This window comes from Microcoleus sp. F10-B2 (assembly GCF_036704965.1).
Taxonomy (GTDB): Bacteria; Cyanobacteriota; Cyanobacteriia; order Cyanobacteriales; family Microcoleaceae; genus Microcoleus.
In genome coordinates this window covers 1-26,407 of record NZ_JAUBTB010000036.1, presented here as the reverse complement: position 1 = coordinate 26,407, position 26,407 = coordinate 1, and the positions used below count along the sequence as shown (strand labels likewise).

Here is a 26,407-nt window from a genome sequence, read left to right as displayed (position 1 = left end):
ACAACGACTCTTTTCAATGCTGTCGGCGATTTTGTTTCAACTGTTTGCAAAGGATTAGCCCTCTTGAAAGTGTAAATTCTGTATAAGTTTAATATTAATTCAAATTAACATCAAAAATTTAAATATATTGACTTTGTTGTTCTATCAACCAGTAAGTCAACATTCTTCCTTTACCTTTAACCGGGATATGACCCCGTTCTTCAAAAACGAACTGCTCTTTCAAACGCTCGTAAGTCTGCACCGTCACTTGAATTTTACCAGGCAATCCGTTCGACTCCATGCGGGAAGCAACATTAACAGTATCCCCCCACAAATCATAACTAAATTTGCTAATCCCAATAATTCCCGCCACCACCGAACCGCTGTGAATTCCGATCCGCAATTGAAAATTTTCTCCCATTTTGCTATTAAACCTCCTCAAAGCGGCCTGCATCTCCAAAGCTAAAAGTGCGATCGCCTCAGAGTGATCCTGCCGCGGCGTCGGCAAACCCCCAACCACCATGTAAGCATCCCCAATCGTCTTAATCTTTTCCAACCCGTGCAATTCAGACAACCTATCGAACTCCGAGAAAATCCCGTTCAAAATTTCTACCAACTGCGTCGGACTTTTGTGAGCCGAAAACTCTGTAAAACCCACCAAATCAGCAAACAAGACGCTCACCTCATCAAAATGATCCGCTATCAACTTTTGCTCTTTTTGCAAGCGATCCGCAATAGGTTTCGGTAAAATATTCAGCAGCAATTTCTCTGTTTGTCCTTGCTGCACTTTCAGCGCTGCTTCAGCTTGTTTTCGCTGAATCAACGAACCTAGCTGCGTAGCAACCGCGCTCACTAATTCCAACAAGCGAGGCTGACATTTAAGAACTTTTTCGCGATAAAAAATCAAAATAGCTAACACTTGATTGTCCGCCAAAATTGGCACCCCAAAAGCCGCTTTCAATCCCACACTCACCGCAATTTCTCCTCGTAAAAAAACTTGTTCCGGTGCAGTAGAAACATCTTCGATCCATTCTGACTGCTGCGACTGCCAAATCCTACCTGGGAGTCCCACACCGGGAGCAAAAATTAACTGCCAACTTGTTTGTCGGAATTGGGCAAAACTCAAGTCGCTGAGGTACCTGCCTGTAGCGCATTTTAAAAAGCCCTCACTGCAAGGAATCCAAGCTTCGCCCAGATTCCATTCAATAGTTTTGCAAATCAAACCTAAAATCACATCTATAGCCGACTCAAAATCCTCAGATTTGCTAATAGCTTGAGTGGCCTGGAGCAGCAATCTTGTTTCCATTTCCACCTGGTGGCGTTCAGCGATTTCCTGGTGCAACTGAACGTTTTGAGCGGTCAATTTTTGATTTTTTTCTTGCAATTGCATTTGCAACGAACGCACAGTAAGTTGATTGCTCACTCGCGCCAATACTTCTTTCACCTGAAAAGGTTTTGTGATATAATCAGCTCCGCCAACTTCAAAAGCTTTGGCTTTATTTATTCCTTCTTCTAGCGCGCTGAGAAAAATGATGGGAATTTCCCTAAATTGCGGTTTTTCTTTTAATTTTTTACATAGTTCGTAGCCGTCAATATCCGGCATCATAATATCGAGTAAAATCAAATCGGGTGCGCTAGATTGAATAGCATCTAACGCCGAAAAACCATTATTAACAGGTCGAACTTTATAGCCATTTTTTTGCAAAATTCTAATCAACAAACGCAGATTATCTGGCGTATCGTCAACTACTAAAATATCGGCTTGATAGTTTTCAGTTTGTTCCGCCTGGATCTGCATTATCTGATTTCTCCGACTCGGCAATTAAATTGAGTATTTTCTGGTAATCAAAATTATCGAGATGACCCTGGAGGATTTCGGCAAATTCAGGATGAGCATCCCTTATTTCCTCGATTGTCTTGACAATTAAGTCAAAATCAGCACTGCGGATTACCTGTTTCATGTTGTCTATCCATTTTGCGGGAAGTGCAGGTAAATAAGCAAGCGCAGCATTAGGGAGCGACCCAGATAAATTATTGCGATCGCCTGTGGGGATAAAGTCCGTTGAATGAGAGTAGAGATACTTCACCCCCAAATGTTTGTTGAGGATATCAAATATATCTGTTTTGCGGAAAGGTTTGCCAATAAAATCGTCGCAGCCGACCAATAAAGCAAACGCTTGCCTGCCTTCAATTGTACTAGCTGTCAAAGCAATAATCTTCGGAATCGGGGAGTCGGGATGGGAAATATTCATTTCCCCCTTTCCTTGCTCTCTCTGCTTGATTCTGGCCTTAATTTGTTTAGTAGCTTCGTAACCGTCCATCACTGGCATTCGCACATCCATCAAAATTAAGTGCGGGTGCCAATTTTCCCACCTTTCTATTGCTTCCTCGCCGTTGGTGGCTTGTTCCACCCCGAAACCCAAAGGAGAAAGCATTTTGACTAAAAGTTGGCGGTTGTCTTCGCGATCGTCCACAATTAAAATCCGGTAGCACGGTTGGTTTGGTTCCAACCCAGTAACTTCGCGGTTAAGTTGCGGATCGGGAAGATCGGCAGCATAAACCGCACCCACTGGAATTTCAAATTTAAAAGTGGTGCCGAGTTCCAGTTGACTTTCTACGACAATTTCTCCTCCCATCAGGCGGACAAATTGACGGCTGATCTTCAATCCTAAACCCGTGCCTTTCTGAATTTGTTGACCGGAAGCTGTTTGCACAAAAGCCTTAAAAATATTTCCCAATTCTTCGGGAGCAATGCCAACTCCTGTATCTTCAATTTCAAATAAAAGGAAAAAATCCGGCACAGTTAAATCCTCAGCCTCATCGCTGCATTCAACCTTGGCAAAATCACTGCTAGTTCTCGAAAATTCCCGAATACTTCTTGTGGTATCAAAGCAAGCTGTGGGACTCTCCAATAAATCCAGAAATCCAGATTTTTCTAACTTTCTCACTCTTAAGATGATTTCGCCTGTTTGGGTAAACTTAATCGCATTACTCAGAAGATTAATCAGCACTTGCCGCAGTTTAATATCATCGGTTCGCACGTACTGAGGAACGTCAGCATCGCGCTGGAAATGCAACTGCAATTCTTCATTATGTACCCGCAGTTGAAACATATCTTGCAAATCGTCGAGCAAGCGGTAGAGGTCGAAGTTTTTCGGGTGGAGCGTCATCCGCCCCGCTTCGATTTTTGACAAGTCTAAGACTTCATTGATCAAGGTCAGCAAGTGTTCGCCACTACGCCGAATAATTCTCATATTTTCTCGGTTTTCGACAGTAAGATCCGGGCTGGGTTCCATGATTTGTGCAAAGCCGAGTATAGAATTGAGAGGGGTGCGCAACTCGTGGCTCATATTGGCAAGAAACGTACTTTTAGCTTTGTTTGCGGCTTCAGCAGCTAATGCGGCTTGTTGCAGTTGTTCTGTGCGTTCGTCAATTTGGGCTTCTAAGGTTTGCTGGTAATCTGCTAGTATTTTTTCAGCTTGTTTGCGATCGCTAATATCTTGAAAAGCTGCGATCGCATAAGCAATATTTCCGCTAGCGTCAAAAATCGGCGTCGTATTGATCTCGATCGCAATTACTTTGCCATCTTGACGAATTTCTACATCGTCAACCTTGACAAATTCTCCTTTCAGTGCGCGCAAAATTGGCAGATTATCCGGCGGGTACAGCTCATCAGTATTGGCAACATAAAGTTGATAAGTGGCAGCTAATTGTTCCGCAGTGCTTTCCGGGATAGTGTCTGCACCCAGCAAATCCCGCGCTGCCTGGTTAAAATAGGCGATCGAGCCATCGGGATTATAAACAGATACCCCCACTGGCAAAGCTTCTAAAAATTGACTCAGGCGCCTTTCACTCGCAGACAGCGCCTCATTTACTAGCTTTAACTCCTCGTTTACTTCTTGACGCTTATGAATTTCATCAGTTAACTTTTGATCTTGCAAGTAACTGTGAACAGCTTCTACTACCGTTAATTTTAAGTCTTCATTTTGCCAAGGTTTAGGGATATAACGGTACAATTTAGCATACTTAATAGCATTGCTCAGGGCTTCCAAATCTGCTTGCCCCGTCAGCATAATCGTCAGCGTCTCCGGCGAGCTTTCGTGAATTTTTCGGAGCAGTTCGTCCCCTTTAATATCCGGCATGATATAATCGGAAAGCACCAAAGCAATCTCGTATTCATCTGCCTGCAAATCTGCCAGCAACTCTAAAGCATCAACCCCCCCTTCAGCCGTTTCAATTATGCACCGATCGCCGATTGCCTTTTTCAGTTCAATCTTTAAACTGTTCAAAACGTCAGGTTCATCATCAATACAAACAATCACAGGTTTTTTCATAACTTAGCCAGCCCAGATTTTATAATTTCTATTAAGTCTTTGCTTTGCCACGGTTTGTACAAACAACAGTATAAATCTGCTGCTTCTACTGCCCGCTGAAGTGCCGCTGCATCAGCTTGTCCCGTCAACATCACCTTAATAATTTTAGGATATTTTTGGTGAACTTTAATTAAAAGTTCGTCACCTTTAATTCCGGGCATCAGCCAATCAGAAACAACCACAATTACCTGAGCTTCTTCTTGGAAATTCTCAAGTAAATCTAAAGCTTCATCACCACTTTCAGCTAATTCGTAAAAGTAATCATTTTTGAATTCATTCTTGAGCTGAATCTTGAGACTATTCAAGATATCGGGCTCATCATCTACGCAAAGAATTACAGGCTTATTCATCTTTTCCTCTCTGCTTTCATTTTAGTGGTTTCCCGACATGACTTGCTTCTACCTTATTGATTTCGGGCGGGGATGCAGGATATCTGTCCCCTATCTTATACCATTTGAGATTTGAGATTTGAGATTTGAGATTTGAGATGCGGAATGAATAATTTCATAAGAGTTGGGAACTTGCCTACAGTTACATTTTTTTTTTAAGTGGTATTATTTTAATAGAACTTCCGAACAGAAACTCGGTTTATCGCCCTAAATCTTGTCTTTGCCAGGGAGACAGCGACGAGTTTCACCGGGAATCAGTCCCCTACAAATAATTTTTGTTTAAGAGATTGGCAGCGAGACTGTAAAAGTTGTCTGCCCCGGTACAGAATCTACAGCAATTGTGCCTTCGTGTTTTTCCACAATTTTTCTCACAATATCCAATCCCAAACCGCTACCTTCGCCTGCAGATTTAGTCGTAAAAAATGGCTGAAAAATTTTGGGAATAACTTCTGGGGGAATGCCTTTGCCGTTATCAGTAAATTTGAGGAAAATATTTGCCTCTTCCTGGTTAGTTTCAATTGTCAAAATACCTTTATAATCCATCGCTTGCAGGGCATTATGAACGAGATTCGTCCAAACTTGATTTAAGTCATCTGGATAGCACATAATTTTGGGTAAATCTCCATATTTTTTAACTACTTCTATACCGTGTTTCAGTTGATTTTGATAAAGGGTTAACACCGTTTCAATGCCGTCGTGCAAGTTCGCCTGGACTTTTTCTGGTTTGCTATCGAAATGAGCGTAGGTTTTCAAGGCAAATACTACTTTTCCCGACTTCCCTGTCGCTCTTTGGATCAGGCTAATACTTTTTTTAAAGCTTGCAAACTGGTAAGCAGTATTTAAAACCACTTCCCAATCCGGCAATTTAAATAGCGGCAACAAGTGTTCTATGTTGTCGTAGATTTCCATGTCAACTAAAGTATCGGCAATTTCATCTGGCTTTTCAACTGATTCTGCCATCAACTCTCCCGTCAACTGCTGCTTAAACTTCCGTTTCTCTCGGCTGGTAAATAAAGTTTCTTGATGGGTAGATCTGTACAGTAAACTTAAAAAATAAGCTTGACTTTCTTCAGAAAGCTGTTGAAAAAAATGAGGCATCTTGTCTAAATTATAGTCCCAAAAATTAGCTATATTATTAATAGAGGAACCTATAATGCCCAGCGGGGTATTGATTTCGTGGGCAATGCCGGCAATCAGTTGTCCGAGTGCAGCCATTTTTTCCGATTGAATCAACTGCTCTTGGGTGGCTTGCAGTTGGTGGAGCGCAGTTGCTAAATCTTGATTTTTTTCTTGCAAAGTTTGTTGCAGCGAACAAATTTTTAAATGAGTTTCTATCCGGGCTAAAACTTCTTCAACCTGAAACGGTTTAGTAATAAAGTCCACTCCGCCAACGGCAAAAGCTTTAACCTTATCCATCACGTCGTTAATTGCACTGATAAAAATCACCGGAATGTCTTTGGTTACTTGAGAATCTTTGAGGCGCTGACAAACTTCATAGCCGTCCATCTCCGGCATCATAATATCCAGCAGCACTAGATCCGGGGGCATTTTTTGAGCTGCCGACAGTGCTAGCTTGCCGTTGGGAACCGGGCGAACTTGATAGCCTTTTTCGCTCAATATTCCTGCCAGCAGCCGCAGGTTTTCTGGCGTGTCGTCCACTACTAAAATATTAGCTCGATTGGTTTTAGGTAAAGTTGAAGTCATCGGGTATTTACGGGTTCTCGCTAATCTCGATTATGTTCAAAATTCTGTCATATTCAAAATTATTAATGCAATCTTGAAGCCGACCCGCAAGAGAGGGATTGACAGTGCGGATTTGTGCGATCGAAGTCGCGATCGCCTCCATGTCCACACTCAAAATATTTTGTTTGAATTCGGTCATCCAGTCTGGAGAAAGAGAGGCAAAAGCCTCCGGTGTCAGCACCTCCTGACTTGACTCCCCTATACCTGCCCCACTGACTGCGGTTGGATCTTCATAAATATAGCGTACTCCTAAATGTTTTTCCATTGCCACAAAAATGTCCTCCTCTCGGAATGGTTTCCGCATAAAATCATCGCAACCAGCCGAAAGAATCACCGCCCGTTCTTCTTCCAAAACGCTAGCAGTCAGGGCAACAATCGCCGTTGCTTGCCCGCCAGTTGTAGTTTTAATTTGTTTCGTTGCCTCGTAGCCATCCATCACGGGCATTCTCATGTCCATCCAAATCAGATGCGGTTCCCACTCCATAAAAATATCCACCGCTTCTTTACCGTTATTAGCTTCTCTTAACTCAAATCCAAGTGGACTGAGAAGTTTTACCAACAGTTGGCGGTTCAAAGGTTTGTCGTCCACAATTAGCAAGCGATAACTTGGCTGATTCGGTTCGAGGGCAACGACTCGACGTTGAGTTTTTTTGCTTTCAATGTCACCAGCTTCAACCAGACGAACTTGGATGTAAAACTGAAATACTGCACCCTTTCCGAGGTGGCTGGTAACAGTAATTTCACCTCCCATTAATTGCACGAACTGGCGGCTAATCGCTAAACCTAAACCCGTTCCTTCCTGAGAATCTTTACCTGTTTTTGTCTGCACGAATGCTTCAAACAACTGATGGATTTCATCAGGAGCAATGCCTGCACCGGTATCTTGAACTTCAAAATGTAGCGAGTAGCGATCGGGCAATCGATCGCGGCTATTTTGGTCTACACCCCGCCTTCCTCCTTTGATTTGCACGGACACTCCGCCTTGTGAAGTGAATTTAATTGCATTGTTGAGCAAATTAATTAAAACTTGGCGCAATTTCACTTCATCGGTACAAATATAATGGGGCACTTCCGCGCCCCGCTCGAACACTAATTGCAAGCCTTTTTCCTCAGCTTTGAGAGCAAACATATCTTCTAAATCGTCGAGCAGTCTGTACAAATCGAAGTTTTTTTCATAGATTGTAGTGCGTCCGGCTTCAATTTTTGACAAATCTAAAACTTGGTTAATTAAAGCCAGCAAATGTTCGCCGCTGCGCAGGATAATTGCGACATCTTCTTGATTTTCAGGAGACAGAGTTTTACTGCGGATCATGACTTGAGCAAAGCCGATGACCGCGTTCAGGGGCGATCGCAATTCGTGGCTCATGTTGGCGAGAAACGTACTCTTAGCTTTGTTTGCTGCTTCCGCCGCTTCTTTCGCCTGCTGCATTTTGATTTCCGCTTGTTTGTTATCAGTAATGTCTTTAATAAAACCTTCGTAGTAAAGTAAATTTCCGGCTTCATCGCAGACAGCGCGACAATTTTCCGAAATCCAGATTATGCTGCCATCTTTGCGGTAGATTTCCGATTCAAAGTTGGATAGTATCCCGTACTCGTTCATCAGCGCTGCAAATTCGTCGCGGCGGTTGGGCTTGACGTAAAGCTGGTTCTTGAAATTGGGCTGTGCTGCTATTAATTCTGCGGGCGATTCGTAACCGTAAAGCTGAGCTAAACCGGGGTTAGCGCTGATGTATTTCCCGTCACTAGCAGTTTGAAAGATTCCATTCAAAGCATTTTCATAAATGTTGCGGTACTTTTCTTCTGCTTCTCGGAGGGCAGTTTCTGCTTGTTGGCGATCGGTAATATCGCTCGAAATCGACAAAAAACAAGCTTCTCCGTCAATGTCGATGGTTTCTATCGACAGCAGTGCCGTTCTTTCTGTACCATTTTTATTGCGAAACCTGAGTTCGTAATTGTGAATAGCTGTCTTATCTTTTAACATTTGAATCATGCGATCGCGCTCTTCCAAACTCGCCCAGAAATTGAGCTGCACCGCTGTTTTACCGATGATTTCTTCCTGACTGTAGCCCATCATCCGGCAAAAACTATCATTAACTTCTAGGTGACACCCGTCACTAATTCTCGTGATCGTAATCGCATTCGGACTGGAACGAAAAGCTTTAGAAAACTTTTCTTTAGCCTTAGCAAGATCGGCAGTGCGTTCTGCAACTTGCACTGCTAAATTTTGGTTGTATTCCCTTAATACTTTCTCCGCTAGCTTCCGTTCCGTAATATTTTGAAAAGCGCACATCCCGTAGATAACATTTCCTCGAGCATCGTAAATAGGAGTTCCCCAAACTTGCAGGGGAACCGTTTTGTCACTGGAGGAGATTTCAATGTCATCAACAGTTACACTTTTACCCTGCAAAGCATTTAAAATTGGGTCGCGTTCCGCCGGGTAAATTTTCTGAGTTCCAGCTAAATAAATTCCGTATATTTGACGTAAATTTTCGGCAGTTGCGGTCACAATTCCTTGAGATAAAAGTTGCTCGCCGCTAGGATTAATGTAGTGAGGTTTACCGTTTTTATCTACAATAAAAATTCCGAGCGGTACTGCATTAAGAAATTGTTTGACTCTGCTTTCGCTTTCCGAGAGAGAAGTAAATGAATGCTGCAATTGCTCGGCCATGCTGTTAAAAGCAGCGGCAAGTTCTCCGAGTTCATCTTTGCGATTCAGACTGAGCTTTGTATCCCATTCATTCCGCGCCAAAGCTTTCGCCGCCGCATTCAATCTTAAAATCGGCCGCACCACCCATTTAGCAGTAAGAATCCCCAGAATTGTCGCCCCAATCAAAGCTGCAACCGACAGTAAAAAAGTGGTGCGCGTATTGAGGTTAATTTGCTCCATAAAATCGGACTCGGGTACAACTACTACAATCAGCCAATCCAACCCGCGATCGTCTTTAAAAGGAGCTACCTGAATAAAATTTCGCTTGCCATTTACATCAAAAGTAAGCTGTTGAGAATTAGAGATTTTAGCTAAGCTGTCGTAGGATTTCTCTAAATGCTGTGCGGTTTGTCTAATTACCGGATTCTCGCTTTCTGAAGCTTTGATACGTCTGGTTTCTTTACCTTCCACCACGAATTCTGGACTCGCCGTTGAAGTGGCAATTAACATCCCCGATCGCTCCATCACAAAAGTTTGTCCCGATTTGCCAATTTTGAGGCTGACGAGAAATTCTTTGATTCGGGAAAACAGCAGATCGCTGCCAGCTACTCCTAACAGCTTGCCAGCGTCGTCGTAAATAGGCAAAGCAGCAGTAATTGCCAGTTCCCTAGTCAAAAAATCCGTATAAATTGGAGTCCAAATAGGTTTTTTGCCCGCAGCGGCAGCTATGTACCAAGGGCGAGTTCGCGGGTCGTAAATATTGGGTGAAATTTGCACTAATTGAACGCGGTTTCCCTGAGAATCGGCAGTATATCGAGCTAATTTATTGCCAGTAGAGCTGTCAGCAGCCGATATCAAAGTCTGGTCTTTAGTGCGGATTGCTCCCGAGTGGTCTCCATTTTCTGTGGCTGTGTAAATGATGCTGATCGAATCAAAATATTGAATTTGTTGGATAAAATGAAGTTCTAGTTTTTGTTTTTCTTGTAAGTTCAACTGCCCCAATTTTATACCTTGAACGTTCAGGTGATTGACAATGTGGGGAATTGACATATAATTTTCCATGCGGTCTTTGATGCGATCGCTAATTTCTCCCCGCAACTGAGCGGCCACATCGTTGACTGCCCGCTGACCGTTTTGGAACGACAGCCAACCTACAACTCCTACCGTGCCGACAATTTGCACTAAAAAAGGAACCACGAAAACAGTTTGTAATGGAGCTTTGCCGATAATTTTGGTAGCAAAGCGATTGAGCGGTTTAGAAAACATAGTCATCTTAAGAGGAATTGGGAATTGGAAATGGGGAATTGGGCATTGGTAATTGTTTTGAGTTCTGATTGAAAATCATCTTCCCTTTGCTCTTCCTTTTCTCCTTCTGCTGTAGTTTACTGACAACAGTACCGCCGATAGATTTCAATCAAAATAGCGTATTTCTAATCAGAGTTTTTTCGTAACTACTGATACAGATCGCCCAAGCGCGATCGACCTAAGTCTAAATCATCTGATTTATTGCACCATTCTCAATAAGTCTTGGACGGGCCCGCTAGAAGAGCAACGGCCGACAATCAAACTCACTCTTCACGGAACTGGCCCGAAAGCCTGTTAAGCGAGAATGGTGCAAGATGTAAGTTTAAACAAACAGTAGCTAACGAGCACTCCGCCCAACAACCTGCATTTACCTGCGATTCAACTCCATCCTTTCGCCGTAACGCAACAGCATATCCAAACTCTCCAAACGATTTTGCCAAGTTTGAACTTGATAGCTATTTTCGGCAGAATGCAAGCGCATCGAAGATTGAAATTGAGACTGAAAACTCCTTAACAATCTTTTAGCAGTTGCTAAACTTTCCGTTGAAGGATTTGCCGCCAATTTGCTCAAAGCTTGCGCCAATTCGTCCGATCGACTTTGCAAAACTTTCAGTTCAGATTCCGACACCCGCAACTGATTGTTAGCCAACAAAAAACTCCATTCCTGCTTGAGAGCAGTATAGCGCGAAGCCGCCGCTGCAAACGGCTGTCGGTAAGGAATCGGCTCCGCAGCAGAAGTGGAACGCACCGGCCGGCCTTGAGTGCGGTTAAAAAACCCCTGCATCCCGCTGCTGATACTTTCGACCGCAAAAATAGCATAGCCCCCTGTCGGCAAATCCCGCAAAGCTTGAATTTGGTCGATCGCCACAACTTCCGGGAGAGTCAACAACTTAACCGAGGGAGAAATCAAAGCCGAACCGAGCATTTGTTCCTTTACCAGCGGTTCGGTGATGCGCTGAAGTCGGTTAGTATCCAAAGCATAAGTCATCGGCACAATCAAATCTACAATGCCCTGACGAGCCCAAACTTCCCAATTTTGCTGAATTTTGTAAATCCGCTGACTTTCCGGATGCGGAAACACTGCCACCGACAGAATTGTGCGCGGATAATTCTGCCGCAAAAGCTGAGAAACTTCAGCTACAAAAGTATTAATTTGATTAGTTTTAAACTCAACCCACTGCCGCCACAAACTGCCGTCCCTGGGGGAAATATTCACCGGATCTGCACCAGTCAACTGCCTAAATTGCTGCCTCGCCGCAATACCGTAACCGTAAATAAAATTCGCATTGTCATCTTGAAAAGGATAGCGAATATAGTCTAATTGTACCCCATCAACTTTGTAGTTGTTGGCAATTTCGCTGACAATTTGCAGCACATAATTCCGCGCTTCCGGGTTAGCAGGATCGAGATAAAATTTACCATCGTTCGGATTTTGCGTGCGTCCTTTATTGTCTATATTTGCCCACTGTGGATGAGCGGAAAGCACCGGGCCTGGATAAGAACTAGGCTGGCCAATTAAAGTATTGTGGCGCTTATTTCCTGTGGCAAAAACCCAAACCCAAGCGTGCAGCTCCATGCCTCGCTCGTGAGCTAATTTAACCGCAGATGCCAGCGGGTCCCAGCCAACAGTCAGGGGATTTTGTTGCGGTGCAACTTGACTGGGATAAATCGTATATCCGGCATTCAAAGTTTCAAAGAAAACGGTATTGATACCGGCGGCGGCGAGCCGATCGAACACCGAGGCCAAACCCTGCTCAGATCGCGCTGCGACGATCGTCCCGCGATCGAGCCAAACCGCGCGAATTTCCGCCCCAACGCGCTGCCCTTCCTTCGGGTAATTTTGCCACAGCAACTGCCGCGCTTCCACCCACTGCTTCCTAGCCTCGGCGTACTTTTGCTCTTGCAGGAGTTGGTCAAAAGTTTGCAAAACCTGCCGCGCAGAGGCGATCGCCCGCGCCGTTGCCCCTTGCAGAACAGGCGGGCGGCTGGCTGCCGGGCCGCCGGCACTGTTGCTTGCCGCCACCAGTTGAGGGGGGGTAGCAGCATTGAGATTAACAGGCGTATTAGATGAATTAGCTGCTGTCAGGGCGCTTTCAAACCTGCCGAGGAGGTTGGTGAGTTCTTGGCGCATCAAATACGCTTCAATGCTGACGATCGGCTTATTGGAATTTGCCTGCACGTCCAAACCCGCCGGCGCTGACTGATCCGAAGGGTCTGTAAAAGTTGCAGGTACTGGATCGGGCAGCGCACCCGAGGGAGAAAGTCGGCTCAGCGGGGTACTGCGCGGCGAACCAGGCGTGTTTCTAGTGACTCTGGAGGGGGGATTGGGGAGTGGGGTCGCGGTCGCTGTTGGCGGCGCAGCAGGCGGCGCAGCGATTGTGCCTCCCCAGCGGGCGATCGAGGCTTGCAGCCAAGCCGTGTCTACATTGGCCGAACCGTCGCTACCCCAGCGCCAGCCGAGATAGGTAGCGCGATCCGTGGCAATGGCTGCCGAGGAACCAGAACTATCTTTCCAAGTAGCGACAGTTTGACTGTTTGCGTCGGCGGGAATCAAGACACCGCCTAGGACTGAGGCATTTTGTTGTACAGTCGGCACCCAACTGCTAGAAGTAGTGCAAGCCAGATCCCGACAGCGGCTGCGCGGTTGCGGGGTCGCCGGCTGGGTTAACGGAAAAGCCCAATAGGCCCCGAGGAGCGATCGCAAAGATTGGCGCACCAATGCCGGAGAACTGCGGCCGACGGGGCCCGAAGCAATCAAGCGGCCGCCCTGGGAAGCCCAAGCTTGTAAAACTTTAATTTGCGCCGGAGTCAAAGTTTCAATGTTGGGCAAAAACAGCACGTTAACGCCTGCTAAATCCGCCAAATTTTTGATTTCTTCGAGATTGATTGGTTTGTAAGCAATGCCGCTTTCCCAGAGGCGCGTGGTAATCTTCACCCAATCGGGAGAATTCTCGGAACTGCGAACAACGCCCAAAACTACTTCTGCGAAACTGGGAGACGGAAATACGATGAAGAGATTGAGTAATGTACTCGCTAGAGTTCCAATTAAGACTCTTTGCAAGAAAGTAAAAAAGCGAATTTTTTGAGCCTGGGAGCAGGCCTCAGGCATTTGATCGGGCTTATTGATTTGTTGCATAAATATGAGAATTAGCCACCACACAAGTAGATTTTAGATTTTAGATTTTAGATTTTAGATTAAAAGCTGCGTTCAACAGTCAACAGTCCTAGAATTACGCATTCTAGCGGTATTGCAAGGGTTTGAGATTCTTCGCAACACTTGTGAATGACATAATTAGGTTAGATCGTTTACGGTTATTTCTGAATTATTAAACCGCAGAGGTCACAGAGAGCGCAGAGGGCCAGAAGAGAAAGATGAATAATTCCGATACCAACAGATTTGATATTATTAGTGATTCCAGGACAACAGTCAACAGTGAACTGTCAACTGTCAACTGTTGGCTGTGAACTATTTTTCAACTAGCAGCTTCATTAACCGGAAAACGATCGATTAACTGCATCGCCCGACAAGCATTCCTCCGCAAAGAATCAGAGACGTGAGGAACATGAGGAATCTGAGACAAGAAATCCAAAGTCCGGCGCAAAATCCGCACCACATCCCCTTCATCCAAACTGGTATGACTAATCAGTTCCAGCCATTCAACGCCCAGAGCCCACTGTTCGACCAAAGTCACTAAATCCCGTTCCAGCCAAATCGGGATTGCAGCTTCATGACGGTACTGAACTTGAAACAATCGGCGGCGCAAGCCTTTTTGCAGATTGTCCAGAGGTGCCAAAACTTCTGGCGACAGCGAGTAGTGAGTCCAACTGTCGGGCCGAGAAACTTCTGTAACTAAGGCCGCGCAAGCAGCAGCGAGGTGGTGGGGGTCGAGTTCGTCAAACTCCGCAGACATCAGCGACAAACCCAGCCACAGTTCATTATCACCGCGAATGGCGGCGCAAGCTTGGCCCAAGATTGTGGGTACCAACCTGTCGGAGGAGTCATCTCGGTTTCCATTTGCCGAAACTACTCTTTCCAAGCAGCCGAAATTCAGCAAGATGTCGATTAAGTTGAGAAATTGCTCCCAGTAGCGAGCTCGCTGCTTTTCTAAGTCTTGTTCGCTTTTGCGGATTTCTTTTTTCAATTCTTCCCGGCGGCGCTGGCGTTTGAGCAAAGTACCGGGATTGCCCCATTCTAGAACCGGGTGAATTTCTAGCTTAGCTTCTAGGGCTGCGATTTTCTGCTGTTGCTCGATCGCCTCTGGGCTCGGTTCCGGTGTCGGCAATTGTGGGATCGATGCAGCAATTGAAGCAGTTTCTTCAGTTCCCAAGCGGCACTGGCCGAGTCTCAGGGGCATTTCCGACGGGGGGTTCAAGGTATCTGCTACGCTCAAGCGGGGTAATTCGGCGTGCAGGGTAGCGACATCGCTAATGGCGACGACATACCAGCGGTTATCTTTGCCCAAGCACACCAAATTTGGTGCTTGGCCGGAACCTGCGATTTTGGCAACCAATACGGCGGGTACAGGATTTGTGTGCGATCGTTTTGCTGTCGGAACGTGCTTGCCTTTGAGGCTCAGAACCGTTCCGAGCACTGCAAAAGCCACAGCTACGGACATTTCCTTAAATCTGGCTTCTTCAGCTTGCTGCAATAAAGTTTTCAGCAAACGTTTGTCTTCTTTGAGTCTTCCCTGCAATTTTTCGTAATGGGCGAGGTGTTTTTCCAGGGTGGAGACATTTCCTCCGGCCGCCAGGGACTCTTCCAGCACCGCCAATTCTGTTTGCAATCGGTCTAATTCTGCTTGCTGCGGCTGCAAGTACAAGGTAGACAGGTATTGACCAAAACTCCGCTCTACCAACTCTTGAGCTTCGTCGAGAGTGTGAGTTTGCAGCAAATTCAGCACCATGCCGTAGCTGGGCGTAAACTGACTGGCGAGGGGGTCGGCTTTGGCTGTTGCCAAATATGAGGCTTCTTTTGCGCCTTCAAAGCGCGTCTGAACTGCGACGACGTGCCCCAGCTTGTCCATGCCCCGCCGACCCGCCCGACCGGCCATTTGCAGGAATTCTGAAGCGTTTAGCAGTCGGTGTCCCTTGTCGGTGCGCTTGGACAGGGTGGAAATGACTGTGGTGCGGGCGGGCATATTAATCCCGGCTGCTAGGGTTTCGGTGGCAAATACGACTTTAATCAAACCTCTGCCAAAGAGTTCTTCTACTAAACCTTTCCAAGCGGGCAAAATGCCTGCGTGGTGGGCGGCGATGCCTTTTAAAAGTGCTTCTTTTTGACCGAAGCGTTCTGCTTCTGGGTTTCGCTGTAAAAAATCGTCAATGATGCGTTTGAGTTCGGCTGTTTCGGCTTCGTTAACCAGGGAGAAATTGCCGACTTCTGCGACTGCTTGGTCGCACCCGCGACGGCTGAAGATGAAGTAAATTGCTGGTAGCATATCTCGATCGTCCAACCGGGCCAAAACATCGGTCAAACTTGGAGTGGGGATGCTGCCTCTTTCTACTTTTTGCTGCTTTTTTTTGGGGACTAACCGGACATTAACTCTTTTGCCGGTCTCGTCTAGCAGGGGAAATATCCCTTTTTGGTTGGCGAAGTGGAATTGCAGCGGCACTGGCCGAAAGTCTGAGTAGACGAGCTCTGTGGGCCCGTGGACTTTGTTAATCCAGTCTGTGAGTTGCTCGCTATTGGCAACGGTTGCTGAGAGGGCGAGCAGTTGAATTTCGCTCGAACAGTAGATGATGGATTCTTCCCAGACGGTACCGCGCTGGCGATCGTTCATGTAGTGACACTCGTCTAGCACCACGGTTTCGACTCCGGTGAGGGAAGTACCGACTTCTCCGATCGGCGTACCGTAGAGCATATTCCGAAATATTTCGGTAGTCATCACCAAAATCGGCGCATCTCGGTTGACGGAGATGTCGCCGGTGAGCAAACCTACGTTGTCGTCTCCAAATTGACTCCGGAAGTCGCGCAGCTTTTGGTTGGAGAGTGCTTTGAGGGGAGTGGTATAGAAGACGCGCCGCCCCCGGTCGAGTGCTTGATGGATGGCGTATTCCCCGATTAACGTTTTCCCAGAGCCTGTGGGAGCGCACACGACAACGGATTTACCTGCATCGAGGGCGGCGATCGCCTCTCTCTGAAAGTTATCTAGCTCGAATGGAAATATGGTCTTCAGATCCAGCTCTGGGCGGTTCTGGGCAGTGTCTGGCACAAGGATTATTATCAGGTTTCAGGGTAAGTATGCTGAAATCTTGCTAAAAGCAAATCAGCAGAGGACTGTACTGATTTTAAACCTTCGCCACCAAATCGGCTATGAAGGAATAAGTCTGTTGGCAGTTGGCAGTTGGCAGTTGGCAGAATAAAGAAAAAATTTTTGCCTTCTTCCGTCTTCCCTCTTCCTTCTTCCTTCTTCCGTCTTCCCTCTTCCTTCTTCCTTCTTCCTTCTTTCTTCTTCCTTCTCTATGATTCCAGTTATTTCGACTATTCCTGTGGTGCAGCTTGCTTCGGGCGATCGGCTTTCACTGCAAGTCTATCAGTTCCAAGGTGCGATTCCCGGCAAAAAAGCTTATCTCCAATCTAACCTCCACGGCGCTGAGATTAGCGGTAATGCTGTGATTTACCAATTAATTGAGTTTTTAAGGTCTTTGGACAGCAGTCAGTTAAGCGGGGAAATTTGGCTGGTTCCTGTTTGCAATCCTGTGGGTGTCAGTCAGCGATCGCACCATTTTTCTCCTGGTCGCTACAATCTTTATGATGGGGTAAATTGGAACCGGATTTTCTGGGATTTTGAAAAACAAGGGGAAGATATTCTGGGTTTTGCTAAGTCTCACATCCATCTCGATGCCGATACTGTCAAAGTGAATTACAGAAAAGCGATTGCTTTGAGTTTTGCCAAAGAGTTGGCAAAAATTAATGCTCCTAGTTGCCGCCCCTACAGCGAACTTTACCGATATCAGCTACAATCTTTGTGTTTGGATGCGGATTATGTGCTGGATTTGCACAGTTCTACGAATCAAAGTTTAGATTACCTTTACTGTTTTAATTCCCGCGAGGAGAGTGCAAAAGCTTTTTTGCTCGATCGCGCAATCTTGATGGACGAGTACGACGGCGATGCTTTTGACGAGGCGTTTCTCAAGCCTTGGCTGGCTTTGGAGAAGGTTTTGGCAGAGTTGGGAAGTGCACTCAAATTTGACGTGGAAGCTTGGACTTTAGAATTAGGTTCGGGGATGGAAATGAATCCCCAGTCGGTGGCGAATGGCTTGCGGGGCATCAAAAATTACTTAGCAAGTAAGGGTTTATTGAAAATAGATGGATTCCCTCTCCCGGCAACTGCGAATCATCAAGTTATTTTCACCCCCAAGCATTCGCTGAACACCTACTATGCGCCGGCGGGCGGGATGATTCAAAATCGAGTGCAATTGGGGAGTTATGTCAAAAAGGGCGATCGGCTTTATCAAATTCTCAGCTTTAATAAGAATGGGGAATTTCCGACTTTGGTTGATGTTTGTGCTGAGTCGGATCTTTTCATTTTTGATGTTTCGACCAATCACTCAGTAAATCAAGGAGAGTATGTATTGTGTGTGATGGCAGATTGAGAATACCAAAAGGGAGCATCTCACTTTTGCAGTTAAGCTAGAAATTGGAGTTTTAAGGCAGGAGGCAGCAGGCAGGAGGAAAGAGGAAGAAGGAAAGAGGAAGAAGGAAAGAGGAAGAAGGAAAGAGGAAGAAGGAAAGAGGAAGAAGGAAGGAGCCAGAAGAAGTGTTTTTACAAATATGAGATGTTCCCTACCAAAAAACCCGGTTTTTTGAAGAAACCGGGTTTCTGAAAACCTATTGGTAGTCGAACCATAATTTACGATATACTATTGAACAGGGCTTGTTTAAATTCAGCCGCACTTTGATAATAAATTTCAGGATTGTCAATTAAAGCGCGATCGATAACTGTGGTTAGCTGCTTGGGAATCGCAGAAGTGCGATCGCGCACAAAAACAGCATCATTTTGCAAAACCGCCAAAAACGGGTCTCGATCCTGCAAACTTCGCGGGGAATATCCCGTTATCATCACATACAAACAAGCCACTCGATTTTTGATTATAGAAACTTTTACTCCCCCGCAAGGGGCTAACTATTACTCCCCCCCCTTAGCAAGGCAGGGCTGGGTTCGGTGCTGTTGGTCTGGGGAATGCGCTTCGGGCGGGTGTTAGTTCGATCTGGAGCATTGGTAACAAGTTGAGCTAAAAAGCATTTGTCAATCAGCAATTATGCTCGAGATTTACTCGGATTTTGGGCTCAAAACTGAGATTTGGGCGATCGTGCGATCTTGCCGAGGGTGATATTTATACCTACTCCCTCTCGAATCGTGAATTTTCCACTCCTAAAAAAGCAGTTTTTTTGAGTAATATTACTGATTGACAAATGCAATTAAGTCTTAACTTGTCACCAATGGATCTGGAGTGACGGCTAATGATTTGTTTAAGGGCAGAAATTCCATCGCCCTGGCTTTCGCGATGCCATCGCCTGCGATCATTTTAACTTGGATGCAGGCGGTTTGACAAGCTGGGATGGCAGCGAGATCAATTCATGACTCAATGCTATCAATTGCTAGTCGGCTCACCCAAAAGACTAAGCGCCCTTTAGACAATTGAATTGAGATTTTGGGCGGCATCGTTCAATTGTTGAGTGCCTAATTTGGTTTGAGTAATACCACTAGCGGTTTCTTTTGCCGCTAGGTTGAGGCTGTTCATAGCATCGACTACTTGTTGAATAGCAACTGCTTGTTGTTGGGCAGTTAGAGAAATTTGTTGATTGTTCAATACCACATTGTTAACAGCATTTGCTACTGCCGAGAAAGCTGCTGCTGTTTCTTGACTAATTTTGGTTCCTTCTTCTACTGTTTTAGTACCTTCCTTTGTCGCCGTTACGGTGGAATCGATCGCATTCTTAATATCATCGACAAGGCGGTTAATCTTCTCTGCTGATTTCTTACTTTGATCTGCTAGTTTGCGGATTTCTGTGGCTATGACAGTAAAACCTTTGGCGTTTTCGCCCGCCCGGACTGCTTCTACTGAGGCATTCAGTGCCAGCATATTTGTTTGATTGGCTAAATCTGTAACATCACTAGAGATATTGCCAATCTGATGGGTTTGTTCGCTCAATCGCAGAATTTGTGCCGCCATTGCCCCGACATTTCCTTTCAAAATTCTCATCGATTCCAGGGTTTGCTCCACTGCTAGGGTTCCCTTTTCAGCGATCTTTAAAGCTTGCCGTGCAGATTCCGCACCAGCTTGGGCTTGCTGGGCTGATTGTTGGGAAGCCGCGCCCAACTCATCCATTGTGATTGTAGTTTGATTTACAGAGCTAGATTGCTGTGCGGCGGTGCGTTCCTGTTGTTCAACTGTGGCAGCAATCTCTGTGGAAGAACTGGCGATCGAATTTGCTACCTGATTGATTGGTCGGATAATTTTATAAAAAATAAATAATACAATAAATGAACCCAATACTAGACCAACAACCGTACCTCCCATAGAAACAGTCGTCGCTAATTGCTCCGACTGTTTTGCTATTTTTGTTCTTTGAAGCAGTAGATTATCTTCTAGCTTAAGCATTTCTGCCAGCTTATCCCTGATTTCATCCATAAATATCTTGCCTTTACCTGAAATCACCAATGTTCTTAGTTCAGGTTCTTTTCCAGCTCTTTTCAGAGATATCGTTTCCGCTAATTCATCTAGTTTTTGCTGAGCCAATTTTTCAATTTGCTCTAATCTTTTAACTTGTTCTGGATTATCTTTTATTAACTTTTTTGTCTCATTTGCTATTTGATTAAAGGCGATTGTCCCCTTTTTATAAGGTTCTAAAAATTCCTCCTTACCCGTGAAGATAAACCCGCGCTGTCCTGTTTCAGCATCCACTAAATTTTTTTCTAGGGCTTGCAAATTTGTCTTGACTACATAAGTGTGCGTTTGCCACTCAATAGATTCGGCTAAATTATCCATACTCAATTTAGTTGTGAATCCGATACCAATCATTAACAAAAAAATAGAGCCGAAGCCCAACGGAACTACTTTACTAAGCCGAATAATGTTTGGCGACATTTAAATTTTTACTCCTCAATTAGTTGTTTACTTTTGCGTTGGAAGTTGCAGCCTCAATAATTTTCTGCTCTTTTTCACCAAAGTAGTTATTTAATTCCTAATACTCATTCACAATTAATGCCCCTTTTTTGGTGGAAAAAACTTCCCGCGCTTCTTTTTGCTTTCCTTGCTTTACTAACTCAACCATTGACTCTGACCGATCAAGAAAAATCTGGCAAAACTTAATGTCGAGCAAGCTATGCAGGTCAAAGCCTTTAGGATTGATGGTGGTTTTACCGGCTGCGATTTTGGATAAATCCTGTTTATTCGATTGTAGCGATAAATTGAGGAACGAAACCCAAACATCGTCAAATTCTCTCCCCCACTCTTCCTCTCTCCCACTCTTGATTTGCCTCCAAGTCGATCGCATAAATGTTACAACCTAGTTAAGCGACCATATTCTGAACTTATGGAAATACTTGTGACGCTGGTGCTGGGTTCGGTGCTGTTTGTCTGGGGAATGCGGTTCGGGCGGGTGTTAGTTCGCTCTGGAGTGACGGCTAATGATTTGTTTAAGGGCAGAAATTCCATCGCCCTGCTGTTTTTGGGTTTTTATATTGCCTTGTTGCTACTGGCTCTAAATCTACCTCAAATGCCAGCTTTGCCTATCGAGTGGCGCTTTCACGGGATGCAAGTTACTTGGACTTTGCTGAGGGCGATGTTGATGGGAGTCTGCGGTATTGGGTTTAGTATAAGTTGGTTGACAGCGCGATCGCAAGTAATCGCAGTAATCTTAATTGGTTGCTTGGGATTGGCAGGATTTACAGGCGCTGAAAACTATTTTATGGCGCCAATTTATGCTGATTTAATCGATAATTTGCAGCCAAACGGTGTGTTTCGACAAACATCTAACAGCAGTTGTGCGCCGGCGGCGCTAGCAACAGTGTTAAGGCGTTGGGGAATCGATGCGACGGAATCGAGTGTAGCGCGTTTTGCCGGTACGAGTCGCTTGGGAACTTCCATGCCACAAATAATTGTGGCAGCAAGAGCTTTGGGCGTAAATGCGATCGAACTAACGCCAACTTGGGAGCAAATTCAGCAAATTAATCGCCCCGGAGTGCTAGCAGTTTGGCTGTTTGACGGCCCTCGGAAGCTACCGCACGCGGTGGCTTTGCTGGGAATGAATGACAGTGTAGCTGCCATTGGAGACCCGGCGCGGGGCAGGATTTTCTATTTAGATAGGGCAACTTTTGCCCAGATTTGGCGCGATCAATACGTGCCGATTTTCCGGTCTGCGGATATCTTGTTAAGTGACAAACAAGCTATTGACTATTTGAGTCTATTAGGATATAATACCGGCAATTTAAAAGCAGATATAGAGCGCTTTCAAACCGATAAAAAATTGCAAGTCAGCGGTACACTAGATAGGATGACTGAATTAATGTTGAGCGGCTCTTTTTTGGAGGGTGTTCCGAGATTGGATGGGAAATAGTTATTGAAAATCATCAACCGCAGACGCACTATTGACCGACAGAAAATATGAATCATGCAGTTTTTTTCAACCAATAGTTGAATCATATTATGTCCGGTCTATTACCCCTAATACCGTAGGGGATCCCCTCACGAAAAATATCTGCCAACAATCTCCAATCTCCAAAACCCGCCCTTTTAATCGCTTGGTAGCGTGGCTGCATGAAATTACCGTAAGCGTAGGCAGTTGCATCTAATTCCTCCTCTATTCTTACGGTCGATCGCACCTTAGCCGCGCCTCACCGTTTTTGACAGTTGGGAACAGTTGAATCGCTCCTTTTAGGCTCAGACAGCTTGACTTCCCATCCAGGTAAATTCCACCAATTAACTCGCTGATTCGGCTGAATCCAAAAGTTTAGTTGTGTAATCTTACCATCCTCAAATCTGAGTGTGGGAAAGTTAGGATAACTGGTATCATCGGTTTCGCGATAAGTGCGTCCCAGGTAATTTAGGCAGGTCGTTAATCCCTCAGTAATTCCCAATTCTTCCACTCCCGTTCCCTTCAATTTTGCATCATCGTAGCTGAAAGAACCGTCGAATGTATTGCCCGCTAAACCGCCTTTGGTAACAGTGATGGTGAAATCGTAGGTGACGGGAACTGCGTAGGCTTGGGTTGCAGTTACAAATGTGCTCAGAAGAGTCGTGGCGATGGCCACCGAGAGTTTTGAAATTGCTTGAACACTCGCCTCCCGAAACAGAACAACACTATAAATTTCGCTTTCAGTCATCGGGAAACTCCTTGATTAAACTTATATAGTCAGTGTGCGTTTCCGATATGATATCATAAGCTATCAGTTAAATGCGATCGCAGCAGAGTGCCAAGGGAACAAAAATTACCGCCTCTGATTAATCATGTATATTTTTTTGCACTGAAAACCCCAACAGAAAACGATCGTCTTTAATCGCCCAGAATTAACTCAGTAGATTGAACAATATTCATTCCCGCCGCCGCAAATTTTTGATAAGCTGCATCTGCTTGTTCCGTAAAATCAACAACACCCGGAACCACCACAGGCGAAGTGCAATCTTCTAGCAAATAAACCTTCTTTGCCAAATTCGTATCTCGCGCCCAAATTTCCGTTAACAAATCATCAATTGTCCAAGCAACGCAGTGACTTTTGGCTTGTCCGGCAATAATTACTGCATCAAAATTGAGTAATTTATCCATAAACTTAGTATTCTTTTCCGCAATCGGGTTGCCGTCGAACCCATCTAAAACTTCCGGTCGCAAAACCGAATAGTTTTCTGTCAGTGGATTCCCGCCTTTGATTTCAAAAAGTGCTTGGCTGTTGCGGGCGATAGTATGAAAAAATACTGCTTCTTCCACAGCAGAAACCAGCGCGTGTCCGATGCCACCCAGCATCGAGTGATAGGGCCAAATTGTCAGGGGATATTTCCCATCGTCGCTGAGTTTTTTGACGTAGTGGCAAGCCTGTTTTTCCAGTGCTGAAAAATTAGCCCCGCTGATGCTGTGGGCGATGGCGGGATTGACTTTCCAAATGCTTTTTTGGACATCCTCTAGTGTAATAGAAGTGGCGGCGGGTAGGGGGTGTTCGCCTGCTTCGTTTATCCAAAAGATTGGATGAAAAATTTGCATGGCGGTGTGGGTATCCATTGTTGGCGCAATGGTTGTAATTGCGTTTAAATTGCGGTAAATAAATTCGCACAGCCGCAGGTTGTCATCAACTGCACCGCTACCGGAACGCCCGCCAACAAATAGTTCAAATTCGGGCAAACAAAAGGTATTTTGGGCATCGATTATCAGCAAACAAATGCGGTTTTTGTCGCTGGAGGCTGGCTGGATGCTGTGCTGCTTTGCCCAATCTTTCGCTTGGGCGGCGCGTTCTCGGTAGGGGACTCGCCAGACTTCGCCTACTTTTTTGGGGTCGAAATGTTCGGGGATTGGAAGTTGGGTTTTTTGTGTCATGACGATCGCTTTTAGGGTAGTTTACAGTAATAATTTAAGTTGCGAGTATAATGCTGATAAATATTTGCGGGTGAATCATGGCAAAAGAACGAATCCAAGATTATGCTAGGGTAAAACTTAAACGCATCGTGTTGTTTTTTTCGATCGCCCTTTTGCTTGCTCTCTTGATTGTAGCAACTAGATCTGCCTACGTTCAAGATGTTTTGAGAACTCTGTTAATGCGGATCGAGGATTTAGGGTGGTGGGGGCCAGTGGCTTTTGTCGCTACTTATAACTTGGCTACTGTGCTGTTTGTACCGGGTTCGGTACTGACGCTGGGAGGGGGGGCGATTTTTGGTTTGTGGTGGGGTTCAGTTTACGTATTTGCGGCGTCCATTTTAGGTGCTGTATTTGCTTTTGCGATCGGGCGCTATTGGTGCCGCGATCGCGTGGTAAAATATATGGAATCTCACCCCAAGTTTAAAGCTCTCGATCGCGCAGTTTCCCAACAAGGATTAAAAATAGTTTTTTTGACTCGTCTTTGTCCTTTATTTCCTTTCAATTTATTGAATTACGCTCTGGGAATCACTCAGGTTTCTTTGAAAGATTACGTGCTGGGTTCCTTTGGCATGATACCGGGTACAATTATGTACGTTTACTCGGGTTCTTTGGTGGGAGAGGTGGCTGCGATAGGCACGGCAACTGTGTATGCAAGTCCTCAAGATGCCGCCGTAAAATGGTTGATTAATATTATCAGTTTTCTGGCTACTGTCGCTGTTACTGTCTCGATCACTCGGATAGCCAGCAAAGCTTTGGAAGAAAGTATTTAATTAGGAGAATTTGCCAATGTCGCAGTCAAAAGTCGATCGCGTAACTGTCCCCCCGATGGACGAACACAACCAGAAATTAGTCTCCTATTTGCATCCCCCCGATTGGGTAAATCCGCAGCCGGCTAGTTCTTATAATTTAGTAGTAATTGGCGCGGGTCCCGCTGGATTAATTGTTGCTGCCGGTGCTGCCGGTTTGGGCGCGAAAGTTGCTTTGATTGAAAAACATTTGATGGGCGGCGACTGTTTGAATGTCGGTTGCGTGCCGTCAAAAGCTTTAATTCGATCGTCCCGCACTGCGGGCGACATCTGGAATGCCAGTAAATTTGGCGTTAATGTTTCTGACAGTGTAGAAGTGGATTTTGCCGCTGTGATGCAACGGCTGCGCCGCATCAGGGCGGGAATCAGCGATGTTGATTCTGTTCAACGCTACCAGCACAAATTAGGAGTCGATGTTTTCTTAGGTTCCGGTCGTTTTACTAGCAACAATACAGTAGAAGTTGCAGGTCAAACTCTCCGCTTTAAAAAAGCAGTAATTGCCACAGGTGCAAGGGCGCTACAACCGCAAATTCCAGGTCTACAAGAAGCTGGATATCTGACAAATGAAACTGTTTTTAACCTCACAGAAAGACCTCAACGTTTGGCCGTAATTGGTGCAGGGCCGATCGGCTGCGAATTGGCTCAAGCCTTTCGGCGGCTGGGTTCGGAAGTCGTATTGCTGCACAAAAATGCTCAGATTTTAGATAAGGAAGATGCGGATGCTGCTAAAATCGTGCAGGAGGCTTTTGTACGGGAAGAAATTCAACTAATACTAGAATCCCAAATAGAGTGCGTTGAGCAAACAAATGCAGGCAAAGTAATTTATTATAAATCTCAAGGTAAGGAAGCATCGGTAACAGTAGATGAAATTATTGTGAGTACAGGGCGATCGCCCAACGTCGAAGGATTGAATCTGGAGGCGATCGGCGTTGAATACGATACACACACAGGTGTATTTGTCAACGACAATTTGCAAACTACTAATCCCCGCATTTATGCCGCAGGCGATATTTGCATGAAACATAAATTTACTCACGCTGCTGATTTTGCCGCGAGAATGGTAATTCAAAACACTCTATTTTTCGGGCGCAAAAAGCTCAGCGCTTTGACGATACCTTGGTGTACTTACACAGATCCGGAAATTGCGCGCGTCGGAATTGGGGAACACGAAGCTAAGGAAAAAGGCATTGATATCGATACGTTTTTGATTCCTTTCGATAAAGTCGATCGGGCAATTATTGACGGCGAAGAGGAAGGATTTGTGAAAATTCACGTCAAAAAAGGCAGCGATAAAATATTAGGTGCAACTATTGTAGCTCGACACGCTGGGGATATGATCGGCGAGATTACTTTGGCAATGGTTAACAATATTGGTTTGGGAAAGATTGCTAGCACAATTCACCCGTATCCAACACAAGCTGATGCAATTCGGAAAGCCGGAGATGCTTACAATCGCACTCGTTTGACGCCGTTTGTGAAAAATTTGTTTAATCGCTGGCTGGCTTGGACGCGATAAGTAAATAACCCTCTTTTGTCACTCTAGGCAGATGAAAAATTAAAATCAGGGATGTTAAAGTTTTGAAAAATTGGACGAGTTA

The 26,407-nt window shown here is 45.3% G+C and carries 17 protein-coding genes; 5 read left to right on the top strand and 12 right to left on the bottom strand.

Going from position 1 to position 26,407, the window contains the following annotated elements:
* Positions 1 to 118: 118 nt before the first annotated feature.
* The 7 genes from QUA99_RS15635 to QUA99_RS15605 all read right to left on the bottom strand — a co-directional run bounded on the left by QUA99_RS15635 (position 119) and on the right by QUA99_RS15605 (position 16,648).
* Positions 119 to 1,777, bottom strand: a complete 1,659-nt coding sequence (locus QUA99_RS15635) for an adenylate/guanylate cyclase domain-containing protein (RefSeq protein WP_333238232.1) — start codon at positions 1,775 to 1,777, stop codon at positions 119 to 121.
* Positions 1,752 to 4,313: a response regulator gene (locus tag QUA99_RS15630; protein ID WP_333238230.1), complete on the bottom strand. Its 2,562-nt coding sequence runs from the start codon at positions 4,311 to 4,313 to the stop codon at positions 1,752 to 1,754. The genes QUA99_RS15635 and QUA99_RS15630 overlap by 26 nt, the downstream gene beginning before the upstream one ends.
* Positions 4,310 to 4,702: a response regulator gene (locus QUA99_RS15625; RefSeq protein WP_333238228.1), complete on the bottom strand. Its 393-nt coding sequence runs from the start codon at positions 4,700 to 4,702 to the stop codon at positions 4,310 to 4,312. Before QUA99_RS15625 ends, QUA99_RS15630 begins: the two co-directional genes overlap by 4 nt.
* Before the next feature lie 318 nt (positions 4,703 to 5,020).
* Positions 5,021 to 6,445: a response regulator gene (locus QUA99_RS15620; RefSeq protein ID WP_333238226.1), complete on the bottom strand. Its 1,425-nt coding sequence runs from the start codon at positions 6,443 to 6,445 to the stop codon at positions 5,021 to 5,023.
* Positions 6,446 to 6,452: 7 nt separating this feature from the next.
* Entirely contained in the window at positions 6,453 to 10,397 is a 3,945-nt protein-coding gene (locus tag QUA99_RS15615) for a PAS domain S-box protein (RefSeq protein WP_333238224.1), read from the bottom strand.
* Between the two features lie 406 nt (positions 10,398 to 10,803).
* A complete protein-coding gene (locus QUA99_RS15610; protein WP_333411438.1) occupies positions 10,804 to 13,545 on the bottom strand; it encodes a family 10 glycosylhydrolase in 2,742 nt (913 codons plus the stop codon).
* Positions 13,546 to 13,909: 364 nt separating this feature from the next.
* Complete coding sequence (locus QUA99_RS15605) at positions 13,910 to 16,648, bottom strand: DEAD/DEAH box helicase (RefSeq protein WP_333238220.1); 2,739 nt, start codon at positions 16,646 to 16,648, stop codon at positions 13,910 to 13,912.
* On the opposite strand from QUA99_RS15605, the gene QUA99_RS15600 reads away from it, so the two are divergent.
* Together QUA99_RS15600 and QUA99_RS15595 are read left to right on the top strand one after the other, a co-directional pair.
* Positions 16,638 to 16,799, top strand: a complete 162-nt coding sequence (locus QUA99_RS15600; protein WP_172185199.1) for a hypothetical protein — start codon at positions 16,638 to 16,640, stop codon at positions 16,797 to 16,799. The two genes, QUA99_RS15605 and QUA99_RS15600, sit on opposite strands and share 11 nt — an antisense overlap.
* A gap of 99 nt (positions 16,800 to 16,898) precedes the next feature.
* Positions 16,899 to 18,032 (top strand): succinylglutamate desuccinylase/aspartoacylase domain-containing protein, encoded by a 1,134-nt coding sequence (locus QUA99_RS15595; RefSeq protein ID WP_333238218.1) that lies wholly within the window; start codon positions 16,899 to 16,901, stop codon positions 18,030 to 18,032.
* A 257-nt stretch (positions 18,033 to 18,289) separates the two neighbouring features.
* Here QUA99_RS15595 and QUA99_RS15590 read toward each other — a convergent pair whose 3' ends face one another.
* From QUA99_RS15590 to QUA99_RS15580, 3 genes are all read right to left on the bottom strand, one after another.
* Entirely contained in the window at positions 18,290 to 18,517 is a 228-nt protein-coding gene (locus tag QUA99_RS15590; RefSeq protein WP_333238216.1) for a hypothetical protein, read from the bottom strand.
* A 553-nt stretch (positions 18,518 to 19,070) separates the two neighbouring features.
* Positions 19,071 to 20,528, bottom strand: a complete 1,458-nt coding sequence (locus QUA99_RS15585; RefSeq protein ID WP_333238214.1) for a CHASE3 domain-containing protein — start codon at positions 20,526 to 20,528, stop codon at positions 19,071 to 19,073.
* A gap of 97 nt (positions 20,529 to 20,625) precedes the next feature.
* A complete protein-coding gene (locus QUA99_RS15580) occupies positions 20,626 to 20,937 on the bottom strand; it encodes a hypothetical protein (protein WP_333238212.1) in 312 nt (103 codons plus the stop codon).
* Positions 20,938 to 20,976: 39 nt separating this feature from the next.
* Between QUA99_RS15580 and QUA99_RS15575 the strand changes: the two genes are divergently transcribed.
* On the top strand, positions 20,977 to 21,999 hold the full coding sequence (locus tag QUA99_RS15575) for a cysteine peptidase family C39 domain-containing protein (protein ID WP_333238210.1): 1,023 nt from the start codon (positions 20,977 to 20,979) through the stop codon (positions 21,997 to 21,999).
* A gap of 277 nt (positions 22,000 to 22,276) precedes the next feature.
* Here QUA99_RS15575 and QUA99_RS15570 read toward each other — a convergent pair whose 3' ends face one another.
* Together QUA99_RS15570 and QUA99_RS15565 are read right to left on the bottom strand one after the other, a co-directional pair.
* Entirely contained in the window at positions 22,277 to 22,765 is a 489-nt protein-coding gene (locus QUA99_RS15570; protein ID WP_333238208.1) for a hypothetical protein, read from the bottom strand.
* A 170-nt stretch (positions 22,766 to 22,935) separates the two neighbouring features.
* Entirely contained in the window at positions 22,936 to 23,964 is a 1,029-nt protein-coding gene (locus tag QUA99_RS15565) for an isochorismatase (RefSeq protein WP_333238206.1), read from the bottom strand.
* A gap of 77 nt (positions 23,965 to 24,041) precedes the next feature.
* On the opposite strand from QUA99_RS15565, the gene QUA99_RS15560 reads away from it, so the two are divergent.
* Positions 24,042 to 24,773, top strand: coding sequence for a TVP38/TMEM64 family protein (locus QUA99_RS15560; RefSeq protein WP_333238205.1), 732 nt, complete (start codon positions 24,042 to 24,044; stop codon positions 24,771 to 24,773).
* Between the two features lie 16 nt (positions 24,774 to 24,789).
* On the top strand, positions 24,790 to 26,325 hold the full coding sequence (locus QUA99_RS15555) for a mercuric reductase (protein WP_333238203.1): 1,536 nt from the start codon (positions 24,790 to 24,792) through the stop codon (positions 26,323 to 26,325).
* Positions 26,326 to 26,407 lie beyond the last annotated feature (82 nt).

Coding starts and splice junctions, on each gene's coding strand:
- QUA99_RS15635 (WP_333238232.1), bottom strand. CDS start 1,777: ATGCAGATCCAGGCGGAACAAACTGAAAACTATCAAGCCGATATTTTA.
- QUA99_RS15630 (WP_333238230.1), bottom strand. CDS start 4,313: ATGAAAAAACCTGTGATTGTTTGTATTGATGATGAACCTGACGTTTTG.
- QUA99_RS15625 (WP_333238228.1), bottom strand. CDS start 4,702: ATGAATAAGCCTGTAATTCTTTGCGTAGATGATGAGCCCGATATCTTG.
- QUA99_RS15620 (WP_333238226.1), bottom strand. CDS start 6,445: ATGACTTCAACTTTACCTAAAACCAATCGAGCTAATATTTTAGTAGTG.
- QUA99_RS15615 (WP_333238224.1), bottom strand. CDS start 10,397: ATGTTTTCTAAACCGCTCAATCGCTTTGCTACCAAAATTATCGGCAAA.
- QUA99_RS15610 (WP_333411438.1), bottom strand. CDS start 13,545: ATGCCTGAGGCCTGCTCCCAGGCTCAAAAAATTCGCTTTTTTACTTTC.
- QUA99_RS15595 (WP_333238218.1), top strand. CDS start 16,899: ATGATTCCAGTTATTTCGACTATTCCTGTGGTGCAGCTTGCTTCGGGC.
- QUA99_RS15585 (WP_333238214.1), bottom strand. CDS start 20,528: ATGTCGCCAAACATTATTCGGCTTAGTAAAGTAGTTCCGTTGGGCTTC.
- QUA99_RS15580 (WP_333238212.1), bottom strand. CDS start 20,937: ATGCGATCGACTTGGAGGCAAATCAAGAGTGGGAGAGAGGAAGAGTGG.
- QUA99_RS15575 (WP_333238210.1), top strand. CDS start 20,977: ATGGAAATACTTGTGACGCTGGTGCTGGGTTCGGTGCTGTTTGTCTGG.
- QUA99_RS15570 (WP_333238208.1), bottom strand. CDS start 22,765: ATGACTGAAAGCGAAATTTATAGTGTTGTTCTGTTTCGGGAGGCGAGT.
- QUA99_RS15565 (WP_333238206.1), bottom strand. CDS start 23,964: ATGACACAAAAAACCCAACTTCCAATCCCCGAACATTTCGACCCCAAA.
- QUA99_RS15560 (WP_333238205.1), top strand. CDS start 24,042: ATGGCAAAAGAACGAATCCAAGATTATGCTAGGGTAAAACTTAAACGC.
- QUA99_RS15555 (WP_333238203.1), top strand. CDS start 24,790: ATGTCGCAGTCAAAAGTCGATCGCGTAACTGTCCCCCCGATGGACGAA.